Here is a 23,593-nt window from a genome sequence, read left to right as displayed (position 1 = left end):
AATATTAAAAATATTCCAAACTTACTCGGAACAATTGCTCAACATCACGAACACAATTAGCAAGAGAAAAAATCACTATCCGATCACCAGATAAAATTCGTGTATCTGATGCAAGTTGTATTATTGTCTTATTACGATAAATTGCACCAATCCGTAAGCCTTCTGATAAATTGAGCTCTGATAATGTTTTACCAATCAATGAAGACGTTTGCATTGCTTCTGCTTCAATAATTTCTGCAGCACCATTAAAAACTGAATGGACAGCACGAATCCGCCCGCGGCGCATTTGTTGCAAAATTCTTGACACAGTAACGCTACGAGGATTGAGATGCGTATCCACACCAACTGCACGACTAAACTCTTGATAAGCAACATTATTAATTAATACCATATTGGATTTGCATCCTAATCTCTTCGCTATAATAGCACTTAAGAGATTAACCTGATCTTGATTGGTCAATGTAATCATTAAATCAGCCTGATCAATCCCAGCTTCTTGAAGAATGAGTGGATCTAATACATTACCATATAAAACTGTTGTTTTTTCAAGTTGATCAGCAATTGTCAGCGCTCTTTCTCTATGCGCCTCTATAATCTTCAATTTTAATTTATGCAGGCGCTTTTCAATAGCTTGTGCAACATAAAGACCAATGTGACCACCCCCTGCAATAATTATGCGATGTGCTTCCTGTTCTTTATAGCCAAACAGTCCAAGTGCACGACGCACCTGATCGCGAGCTGCAACAAGATACGTAATATCACCAACACGCAATTGTGTCTCTGAATGCACTACCAATAATTCTGAACCACGCTTAACAGCAGCAACCGTTGTTTGAAGATCAGGGAAAAGCTCCGTTAACTGACGCAAGGGGGTATTAATGATCGGACAATCTTCCATACATTCCAAAGCTAACGCAACAACTTCATCATCACAAAAATAAAGAACATCTATCGCTCCCGGTAACGCGATACGACGCAGAACCATTTCCCCAACTTCAATTTCCGGCGAAATAACTACATCAACAGGAATACTTTCCCTTGCAAAAAGGGTTTTATAACATGGCTCCAAATATGATTTTGAACGAATACGCGCTATTTTAGTGGGCACATTAAATAATGAATGTGCTACTTGGCACACGACCATATTGACTTCATCAAATAAAGTTACTGCAATCAACATATCAGCTTCATCGGCACCCGCAGCTGAAAGAACTTCAGGATGTGTACCATGACCAACGAAGCTTCTAATATCCAACGTATCACGAATTTTTTCAACCAGCTTCGCTTCAGTATCAATAACAGTAATATCATGATTCTCAAAAGAAAGACGCTCTGCTATACTATAACCGACTTGCCCTGCTCCGCAAATAATAACACGCATAATCTATGAAACTCCAAGTGCTTTAAGCTTACGGTGTAGAGCTGAACGTTCCATACCTATAAATTCAGCAGTACGTGATATATTGCCACCTAAACGCCCAATTTGAGCTGCTAAATATCTTTTTTCAAATAACTCACGTGCTTCACGTAACGGCAAATCCATTACACTCTTATCTATTTCCATGTGCACATGCGGAAAAGAATCATTCACTTCAACAGAAAGCAATTCCGGTGTTATTGGTCTATCATCCTCACGTGCAAGAATAAGAAGACGCTCAATGTTATTACGTAATTGCCGTACATTGCCTGGCCAAGTATATGATTGCAAAACAGCTATAGCATCATCACTGATGTCACATGGCTTGATACCAGCCTGCAGTGATATAGTTTTAACAAAATGATGAACAAGTTCAGGAATATCTTCACGACGTGCAGAAAGCGGTGGAACAGAAATAGGCACAACGGAAAGACGATGAAACAGATCCTCTCTAAATAGCCCATCAGAAATTAAATTTTCAAGATTTTGCACTGTTGAAGAAATTATACGAACATCTACTTTAACGCGCTTTGTACCGCCAACCCTCTCAAACGTCTGACTCGTTAAGACTTGAAGAATCTTACTTTGAGTTCCACGTGGCATATCGGCAATTTCGTCAAGGTATAATGTTCCACCATGAGCTTCCTCTAATGCACCAACTTTACGTTCTCCACTCTCTATTTCATTGCCAAATAATTCTATTTCCATTCTCTCTGGAGTAATTGTTGCAGCATTTATTGTAACGAATGGTCCATTGTAACGCGTTGAAAGTGCATGAATAGCCCGTGCTGCCATTTCTTTTCCTGCACCTGAAGGACCAGTAATCATAACACGACTATTGGTCGGTGCTACCTTTTCTACAACTTGGCGCAAATGTTTTATAGCTGTTGATGTTCCAAGAAATGCTGGTATTTCATTTGATCGCTTTCGTAATTCCAAAAGTTCACGTTTTAATTTTGAATTCTCAAGAGCCCGTTCAGCAACCAATACTAATCGATCAGCTTTAAAAGGTTTTTCAATGAAATCATACGCACCTCGTTTTATAGCGGAGACAGCCATTTCAATATTACCATGACCAGAAATCATAATCACTGGAAGAGCTGGATATCGAATTTTGATTTCATCAAGTAGCGCTAAACCATCAACACGGCTTCCTTGTAACCAAATATCTAAAAAAATTAACTTTGGAACACGCTCATTAATTTTTTCTAATGCTTCATCAGAATTACATGCAACACGGGTTTCATAACCTTCATCATCCAAAATACCAGAAACAAGTTCACGAATATCTACTTCATCATCAACAATTAAGATATCTGATACCATCTCAACCCCTTATCATACGATTTATGGTCAACATAAGTCTACTTTGTTCACTGGAAACACCATACGAATCATCGCACCACAACCTCCATAAAAACTTCTCGGTGCATCATATAATTCCATGTAACCACTATGATCTTCAATAATTTTGCGCACAATAGCCAACCCAAGCCCTGTGCCTTTTTTCCGTGTTGTTATATACGGCTCTAATAATTTTTGTCTTTGTTCTTTTGGAAGCCCCTTACCGTTATCAATAATATCTACAACCAAATTCTCCTCTTGGCGATAAGAACGGACTAAAATATGACCGTAAACACCCTCTGCTCGTATTACTGAATCAATGGCTTCACTTGCATTTTTTATAACATTACTGAAAGCCTGAACAATAAGACGATTATCAAATTTACCTATAAGCGGTATATCTCCTAAATCTTTCTCAAAATGGATATCATATCGAACAACTTCTATCAAAAAACATGCCTCATGCAATAACCCACGTATATCTGAAGTATGCATTTGTGGTTTAGGCATACGTGCAAAAGAAGAAAATTCATCAACCATACGCCCAATATCCCCAACTTGTCGAACAATCGTATCGATACACCGATCAAAAATTTCTCGATCCTGTACAATCATTTTATCATAGCGTCTACGAATACGTTCAGCTGATAATTGAATAGGTGTTAGTGGATTTTTGATTTCATGTGCAATACGACGCGCAACATCTGTCCATGCTGATAAACGTTGTGCTTCTACAAGATCCGTAATATCATCAATCGTCAAGACCCAAGATTTCCTTTGCCTATCCTCTTCCTCCATTGTAATTTGCACATTACAAACACGCTCCTGTCCTGTAACACTTAAAGTTACTTGCTCACGATGATTTTTACGACCTGATGCACGAACAAGTTCAAAGACTTGCCAAATTTCAGCACTCAGCGATAAAAGACTATGTCCGATAACCTGTTGAGAATCCATAGAAAACATTGTCTCGATAGATCGATTAATAATTGTAATATCACCGTTATCATCGATTCCAGCGACACCTGCTGTTACACCAGATAAAACAGCTTCAGAAAAACGCCGTCGCTCATCAATTTGATCACGAACTGCAATAAGCTCATTATGTCGGCTTTTAAGTTCACTGACCATGTAATTGAAAGTTTTTGATAATTGCCCAATATCACCATCCTTTGCACGCACTGGCACAAAGACTTCCATATTCCCAGAAGCCACATCATCAGCTGCACCAATAAGAAGCCGAATAGGACGCACTAAACGATCAGCAACAGCAATGCCTGCCCAAATAGCTGATAAAAACAAACTTAAAAAAAGGCATAAATAAAGCATACCAAATGCAATTTGCATTGGAAGACGATTTTCATTTAAATCACGATAACGCTCTGTATTGACTTCAGTCAAACGCAAAGCAGATAAAACAGTTTTATCAACATCACGCACTAAATACAAAAATGTATTTGGAATATTGGTAAACTTCAAAATAATGCCAAAATAATCGTGAATTCCTGGCTGAAAAGAAAAAGGCCTCGTATTTGTCGCTTGTATGATAAGATCAGACGGTGGAATAGGCAATTTATCCTCATCACCAAGATTACTTGATGCAAAAATGGTTCCTCCAGCGCTTAATAAAAATGCACCACGGATATTACGACCTGCAGCATGACGTGTTAACTGCAACCGATACTCAGCTAAATTGTGCAGCAGAAGCGCTTTGTTATCTAGTGCAAATGCCATAGCATAGGATAAATTTTTCAAATTTTGCAGCATTTCATCTGCATAAGCATTCGCCAAATCGATAGAAGATCCTACAATTTGCCGAGTTGTTGTATCAAACCATCGATCAAGCCCTAAATTAAGAGCAAACCCTAATACAAGAGCTACAGCAACAGCGGGTAATGTCGCAACAAGTGCAAATAAGGAAATAAGATGCACATGAAGACGCGAAGCAGCACGTCTCGAACGCCATGCACGGATAATGGGAATTATCTCGTAAATAACGATGACGATTAATCCAAAAATCCAAACACTGTTAACCCCTATGAGGATCAATGTTACAACTCTACTAGGAACAACAGGAGTAAACCCAATAAGAATAATAAATGAAATAGAAGCCGTCAGCAAAGCCAATACGATAATTATGATACCTAAAAATGTATATACCTTACTCAAATGATGTGACCTATCATTATAAGTATCTTGGCCTGTACCTTGGAGATGTATTCCAGATGTTGTGCTCATAATTATCTTACGTTACCTATCTCATTCCCCTTATACAACCCCTTGTGGTAAAAATTGACAAACGATATTAAGAATATCAATTGATTAGAAAATAAAGAGCTATAATTTTTGAATAAAATGCATACGAAAATGCTTCAAAGCAAGAAAAATGCTATTATCTCCCCAATTATCCCTTTTAAATACTTATTTATGTAATCTGCATTTAGTTAGAGTGCTCTAAGTTATATTTTCAATATTGCTAAAAACATGCCACTTTGAAACTTTATTCTATGTAAAATCCTTGAACCAATTGTAGAAATGTATTTTTTTCAAATAATGCATAGAGATTTTCAGTAATTAATGTTGTAAAATAACAAAAGATAATCTCTCCAGAACAAAATATTTTGACAAAATTAATTTAATTATTCTTTGATCAATTTCTGTAATTTAAATATCATAAATACATTAACTATCTAACGCAAAGATGAATTAGCTACATCTTGTTTAGTGCATTATTCTTTCACAATGTATATTTTTAATTTGCAATGACTATTTCAACGTCAGTTTAAAATTGATAAGAGTAAAAAATAATGAAATTTCAAAAGGAGATTAAATATTTCTATTGCAGCGATCATATTAGCCGCCGGACGTGGAAGCAGAGCAGGCTTTCTCCAAAATGGTCCAAAACAATACCAACTTTTAGGACGAGAGCCAGTTATTTGTCATACTATACGTTGTTTTTTGCAACATCCAGCTATCACAAATATCATTTTAGTCATCCACCCAGATGACCACCAAATATGTGCAAACGCTATACTTGATCTTAAAGAGCACCTCACAATTATTGAAGGAGGTGAGACACGTCAAATATCTACTTTACAAGGACTTCGTGCACTCAAAAATGTTAAGCCAGACTATGTCCATATTCATGATGGTGCACGCCCCTTTATTGGAAATGCACTTCTTGAACAAATCCATACCTCCATCAACCACAAAGAAGGCGTTCTCCCTGTTCTCTCTGTTTCTGATACCCTTAAATATGTCAGCAACACACATCACGTTTTAGAAACAATCCCACGCACTAATCTCTATAGAGCACAGACTCCTCAGTGCTTTCCATTTAAACTTATCTTAGCTGCCCATGAAAAAGCGATGCAATCTCATAAACAAGACTTTACTGATGATTCAGCAATCGCTGAATGGTTTGGTATCCCTATACGCACCATCCCTGGAGATCCGAACAATATAAAAATTACATGGCCAGAAGATCTTGAAACCGCACACTCATACCTCCTCAAAGGCACGCAAATATTTCCTGATATTCGTACTGGAAATGGTTATGATGTTCATTCTTTTGAAGACGGCCATTATATCACTTTATGTGGCATCAAAATCCCTTTTGAAAAGAAATTAAACGGACATTCAGATGCTGATGTTGCGCTTCATGCCCTAACGGATGCTCTTCTCTCTACCCAAGGAGCAGGAGATATCGGCACTCATTTTCCTCCTTCTGATCCGCAATGGAAAAATGCATCGTCAGAAATTTTCCTGCACCACGCTATTGAAATTATTAAAAACGCAGAAGGTCGTATTGCCAATGTAGATATCACACTCATTGCTGAAAAACCCAAAATTGGTCCCTATCGTCACATCATGACAGAAAATCTTATGAAGATACTTAAAATTTCAACTGACCGTATTTCCATTAAGGCGACAACCAACGAAAAATTGGGATTTATTGGTCGTGAGGAAGGTATTGCTGCTCTTGCAACTGCTACTGTTATTTATCCAGGAGAAATTCCAAAATAATATATTTTACTATGGGCAAGCTCTAAGCTTATCTCAAGCACAAATCCTTCATACCATCCATCATGCAACAAAGTGAGTTAAGAAAATTATTTATTCCTCTGGAAAACCATAAATCTGATGCGAACGTTTTTCAAAAGCATCAGTAAATTTATTAAAAGCAATATCAAACATTGATCCCACCAATGTTCCAAGTACTTTGCTTTTAAACTCATAATCAATAAAAAACTCTATGTTACATGCATTCATATTCTGAATTTGGTGAAATGCCCAACGATTCTCAAGATATTTAAATGGACCATTAATATATTTAACCTCAATGAGATTTTCTTTTGGTTTAAGAAGAACTTGAGTCGTAAAAGTTTCCTGAATCATTTTATAGCCAACTGTCATATCAGCAAGAAATAATGTTTTGTTTTCGTACTCTTCTCGAGAGCGTACAATTAAAGCCTCACACATTGGTAAAAATTCAGGATAACATTCAATATCCGCGACAAGATCAAACATTTCATGAGCAGTATGAGCAACTTGCCGATGTGTTGTAAAAGTCGACATAACTATCCTTATCAAGAAAATTTTTGAGCACGTGCTTTTTGCAAAATTTCGAAATCATCTCCTGCATGATGAGAAGAACGTGTCAGAGGACTAGAAGCCATATGCAAAAAGCCCTTTGCTTTACCAATTTTGGCAAAAGATTCAAATTCATCAGGAGGGACAAAACGGATAACAGGGTGATGTTTGCGCGTGGGCTGTAAATATTGCCCTATTGTCATAAAATCTACATCAGCAGAGCGCAAATCATCCATCAATTGAAGAATTTCATTTCGTTCTTCTCCAAAACCAACCATGATTCCTGATTTTGTGAAGATCATTGGATCAATTTCTTTAACACGTTGCAATAACCGAATTGAGTGAAAATAGCGTGCTCCAGGTCGAACTTTTAAATATTTTGATGGAACCGTTTCTAAATTATGATTAAAAACATCAGGCTTAGCAGCAACTACAATTTCTAAAGCGTGATCCTTATGACGAAAATCAGGGGTAAGAACTTCAATCGTTGTCCCAAGAGATTTTCGACGAATAGCATAAATAACTTTTGCAAAATGCTGCGCACCACCATCAGCAAGATCATCACGATCAACAGAAGTAATTACAACATGTTTTAATCCCATCTGAGCAACGGCATCTGCTACACGTTCTGGTTCATCGTCATCAACAGCAAGCGGAATACCTGTTGCAACATTGCAAAAAGCGCAAGCCCGCGTACAAATTTCACCTAAAATCATGAAACTAGCATGCCGTTGACTCCAACATTCGCCAACATTCGGGCACCCTGCTTCTTCACAAACAGTAACCAATTTATTGGCACGAACAATACCACGCGTTTCTTTATATACCTGTGATGTTGGTGCCTTTACACGAATCCAATCTGGTTTTTTCTGAATACTTGTATCTGGACGATGTGCCTTTTCAGGATGACGTACACGCATATTCGCAACTTTATCAACCACCGTAACCATTTAGGACCTCTGCCTTTTAAATAAGGAAGGTTGATGAAAAATCATAAAGAGAAAGATTTTTCATACAATCCAGATATCAAGCATTTAAAACCTGACCATAAGCATCCAATACACTTTCTTTCATCATTTCTGATAACGTTGGATGCGGAAAAACAGTATGCATCAATTCCTCTTCGGTTGTTTCAAGGTTCATAGCAATAACAAAACCTTGAATGAGCTCTGTTACCTCCGCTCCTACCATATGTGCACCTAGAAGCTGTCCCGTTCTTTTATCAAAAATGGTTTTAACTAATCCCTGATCTTCACCCAAAGCAATCGCCTTACCATTAGCAGAGAAAGAATAACGACCAACGCGTATATCATAACCTGCCTCTTTTGCCTTCGCCTCTGAAAGGCCTACAGAAGCAACTTGTGGCATGCAATATGTACATCCTGGAATTTTCCCTTTATCAAGTGGATGAGCACTTTTCAAACCTGCAATATGTTCAATACATGTTACACCTTCCTCTTCTGCCTTATGGGCCAACATAGGAGGGCCAGCAACATCCCCAATCGCATAAATACCCTCTACGCCTGTCCAGCTCCACTCATTCGTTATGATGCTTCCACGATCAGTTTTAACACTCAAAGCTTCTAAACCAAGATTTTCAATATTCCCTTGCACCCCAACAGCTGAAATTAAGCGATCAACAATCATTGTTTGTGTCTTACCCTTAACATCAATATGCGCTGTAACAGAATCAGAGGCTTTTTCAACCTTCGTTACTTTTGCTTCAGTTATAATGCGGATACCTCTTTTTTCTAACTGTTTACGCGCAAATATCGAAATTTCAATATCCTCAACAGGCATAATGTTAGGCATCATTTCAACAACAGTCACTTCAGCCCCCATATCATGATAAAAGGAAGCAAATTCAATGCCGATCGCTCCAGATCCCATAATCAAAAGTTTCTTCGGTATCACTTGTGGTATCATAGCCTCAAAATAAGTCCAAATCAGCTTTCCATCTGGTTCAATACCAGGAATAGCACGTGGACGCGCACCCGTTGCAATAATCACATGCTTTGCTTGATATACACCTTCACCCAATGTCCCTTTAGGTATCGGATTTTGCGGTTGCATAATTTTTTTGGATAATGGAGAAACCAAAATCTCCGCAGGCTGGTTACCTTTGACTCCTTTGGTTAATTTTGCTTCACCCCAAATAATATCAATTTTATTTTTTTTCATTAAAAAACCGACACCAGCATTTAAACGAGCAGAAACTCCACGTGAACGTGTGACAACATCTTTAACATTTGCTTCAATTGAACCATTAAGCTTGAGCCCATAATCTTTGGCATGTTCAGAAAAATGTTTAATTTCTGCTGACCGCAAAAGCGCTTTTGTTGGAATACAACCCCAATTTAAGCAAATTCCGCCCAAATGTTCACGCTCAACGATCGCAGTCTTAAAACCACATTGTGCTGCACGAATTGCTGTCACGTAACCACCTGGCCCTGAACCAACTACAATTACATCGTAAAGATTTGCCATAATAATCCCTCCGTGGATATATAAAAACGGATGCTACCTACCCAAGCCTAAGACCAAAATGAACATGATGAACTTTCTCATGTATTCAGTTCTAAACAATCTGGTTAAATCAAAAGAAGCCGCAAAGCCACCACTAAAAATTAAAATCTATACTTCCCCTGCGTCATCACTCCTGTCTTGCCATCACATACAGTGATGTAAAGCGCACCAACAAAATCTAAACTAATATTGATAGCGGATTTTCAATCAGCTTCTTAAAAGTATGAGCAAGCTCTGCTGCTAATGCACCATCAACAGCACGATGATCAACTGAAAGTGTGACCGACATCACTGTTGCTATTGCTAATGCACCATTCTTAACAACTGCACATTGCTCACCTGCACCAATCGCGAAAATTGTTGCATGCGGAGGATTAATAATAGCAGAAAAATCTTTTACGCCATACATCCCCATATTTGATATGGCTGTTGTTCCCCCTTGATATTCCTCTGGTTTTAACTTATTTGCACGTGCACGCGTTGCAAAATCTTTCATCTCATTAGAAATAACTGGCAACGACTTTTCTTCTGCATGGCGAATAATTGGTGTAATTAACCCATTGGGAATAGAAACAGCAACACCAACATCACAGTGTTTATGATAAAGCATCCCATCTTCAAGCCATGATACATTAGCATCAGGTAACGCCCTTAAAGAGAGAGCAACAGCTTTAATAACCATATCATTGACTGACAGCTTATAAGCAGGGTTCATATTTTCTTGCATTGTAACCATTGGAGCAATGGCATTAAGCTCTGCACGCAGCTTTAATAGCGCATCAAGTTCACAGTTCACAGTTACGTAGAAATGCGGTATCGTACTTTTTGATTCAACTAAACGTTTGGCTATTGTCTTCCGTATATTGTTATGAGATGCAAATGTATATTCACTCTCTTTAAATAATTTCATCACCTGTTCACCAGAAGCACCTTTAGCGATTGGTCGATTGACCGATGATGAACAAGAATCTCTTAAGGCACCACCACTCAGAGCTTTCTCTACATCACGCTTAATAATACGCCCATGAGGACCAGTTCCAGAAATAACCGATAAATCGAAATCTGATTCAGCTGCTAACCGCCGCGCCAAAGGAGAGGCAAAAAGACGTGTATTGTCTCCATCTCTTTGTATAAATTGCTGAGCCAGTGATGCATCAGCAACCAATTCTTCTTTTGCTTCTACTTGTTTTGTAACTTTTGATTTTTTCCCTGAAAGAGCGACATCTTCTTCTGCAGCCTTTACTGCCTCAGCTAAATTTTCACCTTCCTCTGCTAAGATAACGATCAAAGCATTGACTTTAACCCCTTGTGTTCCAGCAGGAACAACGATTTTAGCGACTGTCCCTTCATCAATGGCTTCTACTTCCATCGTCGCTTTATCTGTTTCAATCTCAGCGATAACATCACCAGGAGAAACTTTATCACCCTCTTTGATATTCCATTTTGATAAATTTCCTTCTTCCATTGTAGGAGAAAGCGCAGGCATCGTGATCTTAATGGGCATAGTGTCTTCCTCCGTTATGTTTTATAAGTTACAGCTTTAACGGCTTCAACAATTTCAGCAATATTTGGCAAAGCTAATTTTTCAAGATTTGCTGCATAAGGCATTGGAACATCTTTCCCAGCAATTGTAGCAACTGGTGCATCAAGATAATCAAAAGCCTGTTGCATAACACGCGTTGCTATTTCAGTACCAACAGACGACTGAGGATACCCCTCTTCAATCGTTACCAACCGGCCAGTTTTTTTAACTGATGTAAGAATTGTTGGCAGATCCATTGGACGAACAGTACGCAAATCTATCAATTCAACGTCAATACCAAGTTTTTCAATCTCTGGTAGCGCCTGAATTGCATAATGCATCCCAATTCCACAAGCCACAATTGTTACATCTTTACCAGATTTGTGAATACGTGCTTTACCAATAGGCAAAACAAAGTCGTCTATCTTGGGAACTTCAAATTGATGGCCGTAGATAATCTCATTTTCAAGAAAAATAACAGGATTATCATCACGGATAGCAGCCTTTAACAAACCTTTTGCATCTGCAGCACTATAAGGCATAACCACCTTAAGACCTGGTACATGACTATACCATGCAGCATAACACTGTGAATGCTGAGCGCCAACACGCGCAGCAGCACCATTAGGACCACGGAAAACAATAGGAACAGACATCTGTCCACCAGACATATAACGCGTTTTTGCTGCTGAATTAATAATTTGGTCTATTGCCTGCATAGCAAAATTGAACGTCATAAACTCAATAATGGGACGCAAACCAGCAAATGCAGCACCGATACCCAATCCTGCAAAACCGTGCTCTGTTATTGGTGTATCAATAACTCGGCGCCCACCAAATTCTTCCAATAAACCTTGGCTTACTTTATAAGCACCTTGATATTCTGCAACTTCTTCCCCCATCAAGAAGACCAAGTCATCTCGCCGCATTTCTTCAGCCATAGCTTGATTAAGTGCTTCACGAACTGTCATCATAACCATTTCAGTACCTACAGGAATATCGGGATCATCAGCTATATCAAAAACAGGGGACACAGGAACCAATGAAGAAAGAGAAGAAAAATCCTTTTGTGGCTTTTTAAAAGATGTCATCACTTGCAAAATATTTTCAGCAGTTTCTCCTTCTTCTAATAAAACTGCAATGGGAGTGTTAACTTTCACTCCTTCAGTTCCTTCAGAAATCAAAATTTTGCCAAGAATACCCTCATCAACGGCCTCTACTTCCATTATTGCTTTATCGGTTTCAATTTCAGCAATTGCATCACCAGAGTTAACTTGATCACTCTCTTTCTTAAGCCATTTAGACAATTTACCTTCTTCCATCGTTGGTGAAAGTGCTGGCATTAAAATATCAATGGACATACCTTATCCCCTCGTTTTAAACAAGAATGTCAGTATAGAGCTCAAAAGCATCTGGCTCTTGATCATTTTGTGCAAAATCTGCTGCATCAGCAACAACTGCACGCACCTCTTTATCAATAGATTTCAAATCGTCTTCACTTGCCCAACCTTGTTTAATAATTCGATTTTTTACTTGATCAATTGGATCATGCTCTGTTTTGACTTTTTCTACTTCATCCTTAGACCGATATTTTGCTGGATCAGACATGGAATGACCACGATAACGGTAAGTCTGTATATCAAGAATAATCGGCCCTTTACCTAAACGAGCCCAACCAATTGCTTCATCAGCAGCTCCTTTTACCGCACGAACATCCATACCATCAACAGCAATACCTGGAATTTCAAAAGAAAGACCACGACGAGAAAAATCCGCTCCTGCTGCTGAACGCACAACAGAAGTCCCCATAGCATACTGATTATTCTCAATAACATAGACGACAGGAAGCTTCCAAAGTGAGGCCATGTTAAAACTTTCATAGACCTGCCCTTGATTTGCAGCACCATCACCAAAATAAACTAATGCCACATTATCTTTTTTAAGATATTGATTCGAAAAGGCTAGACCTGTGCCAAGTGAAACCTGTGCACCAACGATACCATGTCCACCGTAAAAATCCTTTTCTTTAGAAAACATATGCATCGAGCCCCCTTTCCCTTTGGAAAAACCACCTCGACGTCCTGTTAACTCTGCCATAACCCCACGCGGACTCATACCAGCCGCTAACATATGGCCATGGTCACGATAAGATGTAATGATTTGATCACCTTCTTTTGTTGCCTTTAATGTGCCTGTAACAACAGCTTCCTGTCCAATATAAAGATGGCAAAACCCACCAATAAGGCCCATACCATACAATTGGCCTGCTTTTTCCTCGAAACGGCGAATCAAAAGCATTTCACGATAAGCATTGATTTCCTCTTCTTTCGTAAAATGGGCTATTTGCGCTGTCCTACATACCATCTTAGCAGTATTTAATAATGCAGCATTCTCAACCGATGCAGAATTTTTTTTGATTCGTTCTGCCATACTTAACTCCCTTCGATGATGATCCGTAAATAACCCCTACGAACAAAAGTTACAAGCATTATAAATCAGCTCAAACGATACTATCAGGAGACTTATTGTAAAATATTTTTTTAGTTTAATCGATTTCTAATTAATTTTTACTCCCCTTAGGAGAAACTAAAATTGTTAATTCATTCGGTTTAGAAAAATTTAAATTTTCTCGCACATATTCATCAAGCATATCCTTTTCAATATGCCCCTCACGCAAAAGAGAAATACGGTTTTCGATAAACGCTCGCTCAACTTCTATTTGATGAAGTTCCTCTTTCAATTCGATAATATGTTGATTAATTTTATCGCGTGCGTGCAATCCATATTCACCATGATAAATATGATAGCTGAAATAGCTTACAACCCAAACCGTCATAACGGGCAATATAAAGCGCGTTTTGATTGATCTACGTTTTTGCTTCGTCCACATATTGATAGCCGGGTTTGTAAAATATTTTATATCTAACGATATATCACTTTGATTAATACCTCATTACCAAAATAATAACCAAATGTGATCGATAATTAGTCTTTTTTACAGTTTAAGCTTCACTTACCAAAACAAAAAGTTGAAAATTCTATTCTTATGTAAAATTTGTAGAAATTGAAATAATCAATAATTCTTAATCGATTTGTATCATTTTTTTCACTTTTACTCGCTATAAAAAATTTCTCAAAAATCATTGATGAATCCATTGACAAAGAAAACAAATTTGAAAATCTATCAAAGTAACTGAAAGATATAATATCTTTTCTAACAGCTATCGATGATGCCAATTGCCTTCATAACGAGCCTGTGTCCCTAGCATTTCCTCAATACGAATAAGCTGATTATATTTTGCTAATCTATCTGAACGTGCAAGTGAACCAGTCTTAATTTGCCCACAATTCGTCGCAACAGCAAGATCTGCAATAAAAGAATCTTCTGTTTCGCCTGAACGATGAGATATAATGGCGCGATAACCTGCCTTATGAGCTATTTCTATAGCATCAAGCGTTTCACTTAACGTGCCAATCTGATTGACTTTAATAAGAATAGAATTAGCAGCACCTATTCTGATACCATTACGCAAACGGGCTGAATTTGTCACAAATAAATCATCACCAACAAGTTGACATTTATTTCCGACCGCCTGAGTAAGCAGCTTCCAACCTGTCCAATCATCCTCAGCCATTCCATCTTCAATTGTAATAATAGGATAAGAATCAACAAGATAAGCTAAATATTCTACTTGTTCTTGTACATCACGACATTTACCTTCACCTTCATAAACATATGAACCATTTTTATAAAATTCTGTTGATGCACAATCCAAACCAATAGCGACTTGTTCACCTGGTTTATATCCACATGAAGTTATTGATTCCATAATCAAATCAATTGCTTGCTCAGCACTTTTAAGATTAGGTGCAAATCCACCTTCATCACCAACATTGGTATTGTAACCTGCATCCTGCAAATGTTTTTTTAATGTATGAAAAATTTCAGCACCGTAGCGAACTGCCTCTTTAAAAGTAAGTGCTCCCACCGGAATAATCATAAATTCTTGAAAATCGATTGAGTTATCAGCGTGAACACCACCATTAATAATATTCATCATAGGCGTCGGAAGGAGATGCGCTTGTGTACCACCAATATAACGATACAAAGGCAGATCAAATGATTTTGCTGCTGCCTTTGCAACAGCCAATGAAACACCCAAAATAGCATTGGCACCAAGGCGTTCTTTGTTGGATGTTCCATCTAAAGCAATCATTGCTTGATCAATAGCTAATTGATTCCTTACATCTCTTCCACCAAGTTCTTCAAAAATTTCGCCATTAATTGCAGCAACCGCTTTCTCAACGCCTTTGCCTTGATAGCGCTTATCACCATCGCGAAGTTCTACAGCTTCATGCGCACCTATTGATGCTCCTGAAGGAACAGCAGAACGACCAAAAAAACCATTTTCTAGATAAACATCAACTTCTACAGTTGGATTTCCACGGCTATCAAGTACCTCACGCCCAATTATATCTACAATTCTTGTCATGCAAATCCCATTAGCTCTGTTAATTATGTAAGCCCCATCATCTAGCAGAGGTCTTGATTAATTGTAAAACACCATAACATAGGATACCTTCTATACATGTATATTTAATTCATTTTTCGTCAAACGATCAAAATCCATCAAAATCTCAATCAATCTCTGTAAATTATCAATCTCGATCATATTAGCACCGTCAGACGGTGCATTATCAGGATCTTGATGTGTTTCAAGAAAAACACCTGCAACACCAACAGCAACAGCTGCACGTGCTAATACTTCAACAAACTGACGTTGTCCACCAGATGAATCCCCTTTGCCACCTGGCTCTTGAACAGAATGTGTTGCATCAAAAATAACAGGTGCGCCAAACGAGCTCATAATCGATAATGAACGCATATCAGAAACAAGACGATTATAGCCAAATGAAGTGCCACGCTCACAAAGCATAACATCAGGGTTACCGCTTTGTGTTACTTTTTTTAAGACATTATCCATATCCCAAGGAGCTAAAAATTGGCCTTTTTTAATATTGATAACACACCCCGTTTTAGCTGCTGCTACGAGAAGATCTGTTTGACGGCATAAAAAAGCTGGTATTTGCAATACATCCACAACTGAAGAAACAGCTCTGCATTGTTCTTCAGTATGTACATCAGTCAATATTGGAAATCCAAATTCCTTCTTAAGATCAGCAAAAATAGCTATTGCTTTTTCAAGGCCAATACCACGTGCTGCACTTAGAGATGTTCTATTAGCTTTATCGTAACTGGATTTATAAACGAAACCGATACCTGCTTGATCAGCGATGATTTTAATTCGACCTGCCATTTCAAAAGCATGATCCCGACTTTCTATCTGACAAGGTCCCACAATTAAAGATAGAGGTGCTTTATTAGAAAAAACAACATTTCCAACCTTAACGGAAACATTTGGTTGAGACATTTTATTCCCCAAAAACTAAGACAATAAATCTATACACTAAACAACCTACTTTGTTCCACTGTAGCCGCAATGAAAGAAGAAAAAAGCGGATGCGGATCAAATGGACGTGACTTCAATTCTGGATGATACTGAACACCAATAAACCATGGATGATGAGTATATTCTATTGCCTCAGGCAGAACACCATCTGGAGACATACCAGAAAAAACAAATCCAAATCGTTCCAATATATCTTTATAATGAATATTCACTTCATAACGATGACGATGCCGCTCACAAATACTGGTTGTCCCATAAATTTTGGAGATATGACTATCTTTTTTTAATTGAGCTACAAAAGCACCAAGACGCATTGTCCCCCCCAAATTTCCAGATGCTGTACGTTTTTCAAAAACATCTCCTTTAAGCCATTCAGCCATCAAACCAACAACAGAATCTTTTGTTTCGCAAAACTCACTTGATGAAGCATTCTTAATCCCTGCAAGATTACGCACTGCCTCGATACAAGCCAATTGCATTCCCAAACAAATACCCAAAAAAGGTATTTTATGATTCCGAGCAAACTGAATTGCTTGAATTTTACCTTCTGCGCCACGCACTCCAAAAGCTCCAGGCACTAAAATCCCATGAACTTTTTGTAAAAAAAGCGCAGGATCTTCTTTTTCAAAAATCTCCGCCTCAATCCATTCAATATTCACTTTTACTTTGTTGGCTAAGCCACCGTGTGCAACTGCTTCAATAAGTGATTTATAAGCATCTTTTAAGCCTGTGTATTTTCCAACAATAGCAATCGTGATCTCTCCTTCCGGATGGTGAATCCGATATGCAATATCTTCCCAACGGTCCATTTTCGGTTCAGGCGCTGAATCAATTCCAAAAGCAGAGAGAATTTCTGAATCCAAACCTTCTTTATGATAGGCCATAGGAACATCATAAATTGTTGAAACATCTAATGCTTGAATGACTGCACTAGGACGAACATTACAAAAAAGCGACAATTTACACCGCTCTGATTCTGGAATAGGTCGATCCGCACGCACTAACAAAATATCTGGAGCAATACCAACTGATTGTAATTCTTTAACAGAGTGCTGTGTTGGTTTCGTTTTTAATTCTCCTGCAGAAGAAATATAAGGCATCAACGTAAGATGCATATAAACAACGCTTTGCCTTGGCAATTCATTATGAAGCTGACGAATCGCTTCAAGAAAAGGCATTGCTTCAATGTCACCAACTGTTCCACCTATTTCGCATAAAACAAAATCGAATTCTTCATTGCCTGTGGTAATAAAATTTTTAATTTCATCAGTAACATGAGGGATAACCTGAACTGTTGCTCCTAAATAATCACCGCGTCGTTCTCTCTCAATAATATTACGATAAATACACCCTGTTGTAATACTATCGTGGCGATTAGCAGAACATCCAGTAAAACGCTCATAATGACCAAGATCAAGATCTGTTTCTGAACCATCATCAGTCACAAACACCTCACCGTGCTGATAAGGTGACATCGTGCCTGGATCAACATTCAAATAGGGATCAAGCTTGCGGATTCGCACATGATATCCGCGAGCCTGTAATAACGCAGCTAAAGCCGCCGCTGCAATTCCTTTTCCTAGAGAAGAAACCACACCACCAGTAATAAAAACATAACGTGCCATGGGATTGTAGTGATAAGCAATTTATGAAAATTTTTCCAGCAAAAAATGCATAAAAATTACTTTTAAAAAATAAGAATCGCTTTCATATTGGAAACATGAAAGCGATTCTTAAACTATTACCTTGTTTTACTATCAGAATTTAGACTTTTAACCGGCGGTGGAATTGGATTGTCAGTCGCTGAATCAGCTGAACCTTTCTGTTCTCGAGAAAAAGTTGAAGCACCACCTAATTGTTCAAGAATGGAAGGCTGAGTTCCATTACCAGGTGAAAGCACACCCTCTGGTGCATTTTTATTTGTTGAATTCTGTTCTGAATTAACCGGAATACGATTGAGAATCTCCAAACTAGAATTTGATATATTGCCAACAACGACAAGAGCAATAGAGGTTACAAAAAAACAAATTGCTAAGATAGCCGTTAAACGTGTCAATGTATTTTTAGTCCCACGAGTGCTCATAAATCCTGAGCCACCACCAACACCGAGTCCACCACCCTCTGAAGGTTGAATCAACACACCCCCCACTAAAATAATGACGATTAAAAAATGAATAACAATTAGAACTGTTTGCATAAGCTCCGCTCTTTATAACCACACACTGTTGTTTACATACAAATTACTTACACATAAATTACACATAATCCAAGAGGTAACATAACATAATTCTTTTTTATAATTTACGATAAATGTCGCAAATAGTTAAAAAATCAGTTGCTTTTAAGCTTGCTCCACCAATCAGAGCACCATTAACGTGAGTCGTTTTCAAAAGCTCAGATGCATTGGATGGTTTGACTGATCCACCATAAAGCAAACGTATTTTGCACCCCTCATCACCAAAACGATGGCTGACCTCTTTACGAATAAAACCATGCACTTGTGCAATATCTTCTGAAGTAGGTGTCTTCCCTGTACCTATAGCCCATCTCGGTTCATAAGCAATAACGGTATTGTGATCCATTGCTCCCGCTGGCACGGATCCTCTAAGTTGCTGTGCAAGCACATCCAACACTGTGTTATTTTCACGCTCTTCTAATGTTTCACCGATACAAATCAGAGCCACAAGACCTGCCCGCCATGCAGCTTTCACTTTAGCACAGACAATTGTATCACTTTCACGATAATCTATACGACGCTCTGAATGTCCAAGAATGACATGACTTGCTCCTGCTTCTTTAAGCATATATGCCGAAATATCTCCAGTATGAGAACCACTATCATTAAAATGACAATCTTGCCCCCCTAAAAAAATATTTCCATCATTTAATACATCAGAAGCACGCGACAAAAGTGTTGCTGGAACACAAACAAGCGCTTCAAAGCAACGATCTCGATCAGAACCAATACCAGAAGCAATAACACGTAACTCTCCAAGAGATTCGCTAGTTCCATTCATTTTCCAATTGCCAGCAAGTAAAGGCTGAATACTAGGAGTCATAATTTTTACCTCAAAAAAACATCCTAACAAGATTTACTGCTTTTAAGTAACAAATTATAGAATGAACGCAAGTATTTAAGCTTGCATCTTATGCATCTTTATTGCAAATTTTGTTATTATTTTTAGATTCTATTATGTTTTGGATTTTATCATGATTTTGACAACAACTGTGCTAAAAGATGGAATTAAACAATGCTTGACTCCATAAGGAACACTACAAATTCTTGGGCTACTAAGATTTTTTTTGCCATTTTGCTTTTATGCTTTGTTTTTTTGTGGGGTATACCTCAATTAAACATAAAGAATGAGAGCAATCTTCTCACTTCTGGAAAATCTACCATAACTGTTGATGATTACCGTCTTGCACTTGCTGATCATAGCTTACGTCTTGCACTTGCCTCTCAGCTAGGGCGAATGCTTTCACCAGATGAAATTCAGCAATATAGAATCCCTGCTTTTGTTTTCTATCAATTACAGCAGGATGTCCTATTTGATGAACAAGCGCGTAAAATGAAAATTAACCTTTCACAAGATACGCTAGCTCACATTATTAGTTCTGATAGTATTTTTCAAACAAATGGAAATTTCAACCGAAATTTATTTCTCAACTATCTTCAACAATTAAATATTAACCAGAATCATTTTCTTAATTATTACACTCAAAGAGAAAAGCGTAATCAACTCATTTTAGCATCATTATCTGGAGCAAAGATACCCAATCTCTTTTATGAAGCGTTTGCCCTTCATCGTGAAGAAAAACGTACCGCCGATTATCTCGTCATTGATTTAAAAAAAGAGAAAAAAATTTCTACTCCTAATAAAGAGACATTACAAAAATGGTTTGATACTCATAGAAATATGTTTCGTGCTCCGGAATATCGCACCATCTCTTTATTATCCATCACCCCAAATGATTTTGTAAAATTGGAAAATATCTCAGCAGATGAGGCTATGACTTATTACAATCAAAATGCCTCGCGTTTCACAGTTCCTGAAAAACGTGTCATTGAAGAATTACGCTTCCCTACACGAGAAGCCGCTGATAAAGCAGCCCAAAAAATAGCCAATGGCATGAGTTTTGATCAACTCGTTCAATCTGAAAAAAAGACTCTTAAAGATATAAAAAAAGGCCCTTTAGCAAAAAGCGAGCTTCCCAATTATTTGGCATCCGAAATTTTTGAACTTAAACAAGGGCAAATTAGTGCCGTTATCAATGACTTGCAAGGCCCTATAATCGTCCGTGTTACGCAGATTATACCTTCAGGCCCCATCCCTTTTAAAGATGTAGAACAAGACATTTGCCAAACACTTGCCCAAAATCGTGCTATAACCGATTTACGCAGTAAATATACGGAAATCGAAAATGCTCGTTTTGAAGGTGCTTCTCTTAAAGAACTTGCTGATCAATATAAATTATCTCTTCGTCAAATCACAATTGATAAAGAAGGCAAAACAATTGAGGGCGGAATACTCACAGATTTACTTCAAAAAGAGATTATCTTGAATGCAATTTATCAAGCAACAGAAGGCTCTGAACTTGATCCACTCTCCCTTCAAGAAGGAGGTTATCTCTGGTATCAAGTAGATGCAATCACTCCTGCTCGTGACAAAACTTTTGAGGAGGTTGAAAAAGAGGCCATTGCTGAATGGAAAAATGCAAAAATTCAACAACTCCTTGATGAAAAAGCTAACAATGTTCTCAAACAGCTTACTGAAGGGAAAGGCCTTGATTCTCTTGCTGCTAAACTCAGTATTAAAAAGAAAACAACACCAGCCTTACGGCGTCAAGATTCATCAGACATTCTTGGCATTGAAGGAGTTAAAGCATTATTTTCTGGTCCGAAAGGTCATTATGGCATCATAAAAGGTGCGGTTGTAACGAATCGTATTATTTATAAAATAACAGAATCAATTATACCTGAAAATGTAACTGCTCAAACTATTCCGTTTGATATCCGTGAAAATATGGATATGACACTGAAAGAGGATTTAAAATTTGGCATGCTACAAGTTGCAAATGAAGAACACCCTATAGCAATTAATGGATCTAACTACAATCAACTCTTCAATACATCTCAGTAGAAATCTTATTCCACTTTAAAATTAAGGAACAAATAATTTGCCTGTCATTAAAGAGAGTGGAATTTTTTTCTCTCTTGAAAATCTCAGGTAAATTATATTTCTACACAACGTTAGCTGCTTTGTAAATTTTGAGGGTTACGAAAAAACAATAAACGGATTTCTGAAACATTTTTTGATGCACAAAGAATGTTAGATCTAACTAATTTAGGATTCTCATATGATCGGGGTAAGTGATCTGTTATCAAAGCCCTATGATAATTGTGGAAAATTACTACAAACAGCTGTTTTTGTTATTAACCAATAACGATAAAGTAATGAAAAATTTATGCCGTTTTGAAAAACTTCAGCTCCCAATTTTGATGCCGTTTGAAGAGACAATGGTATAATGGCTAATGGGAGAAATGCGGGTTTGAGCGTTTCAGGTAAAATAATGGAATATTCATAAAATTTAAGATAATGATCTCGCGATAAAGCTACCATAGCTTCAATCATCTGACATTTTTGTTTATCGTTGATACGATTAGACTCTAACTCTTCTCTGTTTATTCCTAGAGCTCTCAGCATATCAGAAGGAAAATAACATTGATATCGTGATTGCATTAACGACAAAAGACGTAATATACCGCTTAATGCTTGAGAAACTCCACCATGCTCACAGGCATCGGTAAAGTTTTTTGCTGAATCAAAATCCAATATCTGACATGAAAGCTGTAAAATTTTACTTGCTGTTTTATGACAATAACTCTCAAGATCGTGAATGCTTGTTATCGAGTTATTGTAAAGATCAAAAATCCGTGCATCACAATACTGTAAAAAAGCTTCTTTAGGTAAATTAAATAGAATAATTGTTTCCAGCAAATCACTCAAAATTGGATTATTTTCATCATTTGGTACTGTGCTATTAGCAATGGAATCGTACCACCAACGTAATCGCATTTCACCAATAAGCGGATCACTCACACTTTCGCGAATACGAGCAATTTCTGCATTAAAAGCATAAAGAGCTGCTAATGCTCTGCGTTTTCTTTTAGGTGCAAATAACACCGATATATAGCGATCACGATCTGTAGCACGTAAAACATTGAGACAATGAGGAAGAAAATGTGTCATTCTACTGCAAACAACAACGCAGCAACTGCACGATTTTCAGATAAAAGAACATTAAATGTGCGCACTGCTGCTCCTGTACTCATTGTATCTGTTGAAATACGCTTTTCCCATAAAACTACCCGTAATTCTTCAGGTAAACGTAATAATTCAATCCCTGTGCCTATCAAAAAAATCTCAATCTCATCCGCTTCTTGTAAAATGCGAGAAATATCATCCCGACTCGGCATAGGTCCTACCATATCAATACCATAAACGCCTGATGGTACACACATAATAGAACCTTGATGCGACATATCGGCGAAACGAAAACCACCATTTCCATAAGCATCAATAGGTGCTCGCCCTGGAAAATGCGCTTCACGCACTTGAATTGCATAAGACATAATAAGTGTCCTTTTTTGCTCCCCTATTGCGCTTTTTCATTCAAAAAACAGCAATAAACATTGATGTATCATAGGCTTTGATAATA

The 23,593-nt window shown here is 37.7% G+C and carries 19 protein-coding genes; 2 read left to right on the top strand and 17 right to left on the bottom strand.

Annotated elements, in window-relative coordinates; all coding sequences use genetic code 11:
* Positions 1 to 4 precede the first annotated feature (4 nt).
* From trkA to H710_RS03170, 3 genes are read right to left on the bottom strand one after another with little or no spacing between them, the layout of a single operon-like run.
* Positions 5 to 1,381 (bottom strand): Trk system potassium transporter TrkA, encoded by a 1,377-nt coding sequence (gene trkA / locus H710_RS03180; RefSeq protein ID WP_041849408.1) that lies wholly within the window; start codon positions 1,379 to 1,381, stop codon positions 5 to 7.
* A 3-nt stretch (positions 1,382 to 1,384) separates the two neighbouring features.
* Entirely contained in the window at positions 1,385 to 2,743 is a 1,359-nt protein-coding gene (locus tag H710_RS03175; protein WP_041849407.1) for a sigma-54-dependent transcriptional regulator, read from the bottom strand.
* 27 nt (positions 2,744 to 2,770) lie between these two features.
* Positions 2,771 to 4,999 (bottom strand): sensor histidine kinase NtrY-like, encoded by a 2,229-nt coding sequence (locus H710_RS03170; protein ID WP_041849406.1) that lies wholly within the window; start codon positions 4,997 to 4,999, stop codon positions 2,771 to 2,773.
* 594 nt (positions 5,000 to 5,593) lie between these two features.
* Between H710_RS03170 and H710_RS03165 the strand changes: the two genes are divergently transcribed.
* A complete protein-coding gene (locus tag H710_RS03165) occupies positions 5,594 to 6,787 on the top strand; it encodes a bifunctional 2-C-methyl-D-erythritol 4-phosphate cytidylyltransferase/2-C-methyl-D-erythritol 2,4-cyclodiphosphate synthase (RefSeq protein WP_080772754.1) in 1,194 nt (397 codons plus the stop codon).
* Between the two features lie 90 nt (positions 6,788 to 6,877).
* Here H710_RS03165 and H710_RS03160 read toward each other — a convergent pair whose 3' ends face one another.
* From H710_RS03160 to tpiA, 12 genes are all read right to left on the bottom strand, one after another.
* Positions 6,878 to 7,339, bottom strand: a complete 462-nt coding sequence (locus tag H710_RS03160) for a type II toxin-antitoxin system RatA family toxin (protein WP_041849404.1) — start codon at positions 7,337 to 7,339, stop codon at positions 6,878 to 6,880.
* A gap of 11 nt (positions 7,340 to 7,350) precedes the next feature.
* Positions 7,351 to 8,304, bottom strand: a complete 954-nt coding sequence (gene lipA / locus H710_RS03155; protein WP_041849403.1) for a lipoyl synthase — start codon at positions 8,302 to 8,304, stop codon at positions 7,351 to 7,353.
* A gap of 76 nt (positions 8,305 to 8,380) precedes the next feature.
* Positions 8,381 to 9,841, bottom strand: coding sequence for a dihydrolipoyl dehydrogenase (gene lpdA / locus H710_RS03150; RefSeq protein ID WP_041849402.1), 1,461 nt, complete (start codon positions 9,839 to 9,841; stop codon positions 8,381 to 8,383).
* Positions 9,842 to 10,058: 217 nt separating this feature from the next.
* Positions 10,059 to 11,384, bottom strand: coding sequence for a pyruvate dehydrogenase complex dihydrolipoamide acetyltransferase (locus H710_RS03145; protein ID WP_041849401.1), 1,326 nt, complete (start codon positions 11,382 to 11,384; stop codon positions 10,059 to 10,061).
* Positions 11,385 to 11,398: 14 nt separating this feature from the next.
* Positions 11,399 to 12,763 (bottom strand): pyruvate dehydrogenase complex E1 component subunit beta, encoded by a 1,365-nt coding sequence (locus H710_RS03140; RefSeq protein WP_041849400.1) that lies wholly within the window; start codon positions 12,761 to 12,763, stop codon positions 11,399 to 11,401.
* 16 nt (positions 12,764 to 12,779) lie between these two features.
* The gene (pdhA, locus tag H710_RS03135; protein ID WP_414946216.1) at positions 12,780 to 13,766 is read right to left on the bottom strand and encodes a pyruvate dehydrogenase (acetyl-transferring) E1 component subunit alpha; all 987 of its coding nucleotides are present in this window, start codon (positions 13,764 to 13,766) and stop codon (positions 12,780 to 12,782) included.
* 196 nt (positions 13,767 to 13,962) lie between these two features.
* Positions 13,963 to 14,292, bottom strand: coding sequence for an FtsB family cell division protein (locus H710_RS03130; protein WP_041849398.1), 330 nt, complete (start codon positions 14,290 to 14,292; stop codon positions 13,963 to 13,965).
* A gap of 331 nt (positions 14,293 to 14,623) precedes the next feature.
* Positions 14,624 to 15,895: a phosphopyruvate hydratase gene (gene eno / locus H710_RS03125; RefSeq protein WP_041849397.1), complete on the bottom strand. Its 1,272-nt coding sequence runs from the start codon at positions 15,893 to 15,895 to the stop codon at positions 14,624 to 14,626.
* Between the two features lie 90 nt (positions 15,896 to 15,985).
* The gene (gene kdsA, locus H710_RS03120; protein ID WP_041849396.1) at positions 15,986 to 16,834 is read right to left on the bottom strand and encodes a 3-deoxy-8-phosphooctulonate synthase; all 849 of its coding nucleotides are present in this window, start codon (positions 16,832 to 16,834) and stop codon (positions 15,986 to 15,988) included.
* A 29-nt stretch (positions 16,835 to 16,863) separates the two neighbouring features.
* Positions 16,864 to 18,498, bottom strand: a complete 1,635-nt coding sequence (locus H710_RS03115) for a CTP synthase (RefSeq protein ID WP_041849395.1) — start codon at positions 18,496 to 18,498, stop codon at positions 16,864 to 16,866.
* Between the two features lie 116 nt (positions 18,499 to 18,614).
* Positions 18,615 to 19,070, bottom strand: a complete 456-nt coding sequence (gene secG, locus H710_RS03110) for a preprotein translocase subunit SecG (RefSeq protein WP_041849394.1) — start codon at positions 19,068 to 19,070, stop codon at positions 18,615 to 18,617.
* 97 nt (positions 19,071 to 19,167) lie between these two features.
* Entirely contained in the window at positions 19,168 to 19,932 is a 765-nt protein-coding gene (gene tpiA, locus H710_RS03105) for a triose-phosphate isomerase (protein WP_041849504.1), read from the bottom strand.
* A 192-nt stretch (positions 19,933 to 20,124) separates the two neighbouring features.
* Between tpiA and H710_RS03100 the strand changes: the two genes are divergently transcribed.
* Complete coding sequence (locus H710_RS03100) at positions 20,125 to 22,014, top strand: peptidyl-prolyl cis-trans isomerase (RefSeq protein WP_041849393.1); 1,890 nt, start codon at positions 20,125 to 20,127, stop codon at positions 22,012 to 22,014.
* A gap of 249 nt (positions 22,015 to 22,263) precedes the next feature.
* Here H710_RS03100 and H710_RS03095 read toward each other — a convergent pair whose 3' ends face one another.
* Together H710_RS03095 and H710_RS03090 are read right to left on the bottom strand one after the other, a co-directional pair.
* Entirely contained in the window at positions 22,264 to 23,124 is an 861-nt protein-coding gene (locus H710_RS03095; protein WP_041849392.1) for a phytoene/squalene synthase family protein, read from the bottom strand.
* The gene (locus tag H710_RS03090; protein WP_041849391.1) at positions 23,121 to 23,507 is read right to left on the bottom strand and encodes an Mth938-like domain-containing protein; all 387 of its coding nucleotides are present in this window, start codon (positions 23,505 to 23,507) and stop codon (positions 23,121 to 23,123) included. Before H710_RS03090 ends, H710_RS03095 begins: the two co-directional genes overlap by 4 nt.
* Positions 23,508 to 23,593 lie beyond the last annotated feature (86 nt).

The sequence above is a fragment of the Bartonella bacilliformis Ver097 genome (assembly GCF_000709795.1).
Classification (GTDB): Bacteria; Pseudomonadota; Alphaproteobacteria; order Rhizobiales; family Rhizobiaceae; genus Bartonella; species Bartonella bacilliformis_A.
Note: the sequence above shows the minus strand (reverse complement) of the source record. Positions and strands in the feature narration are given on the sequence as shown.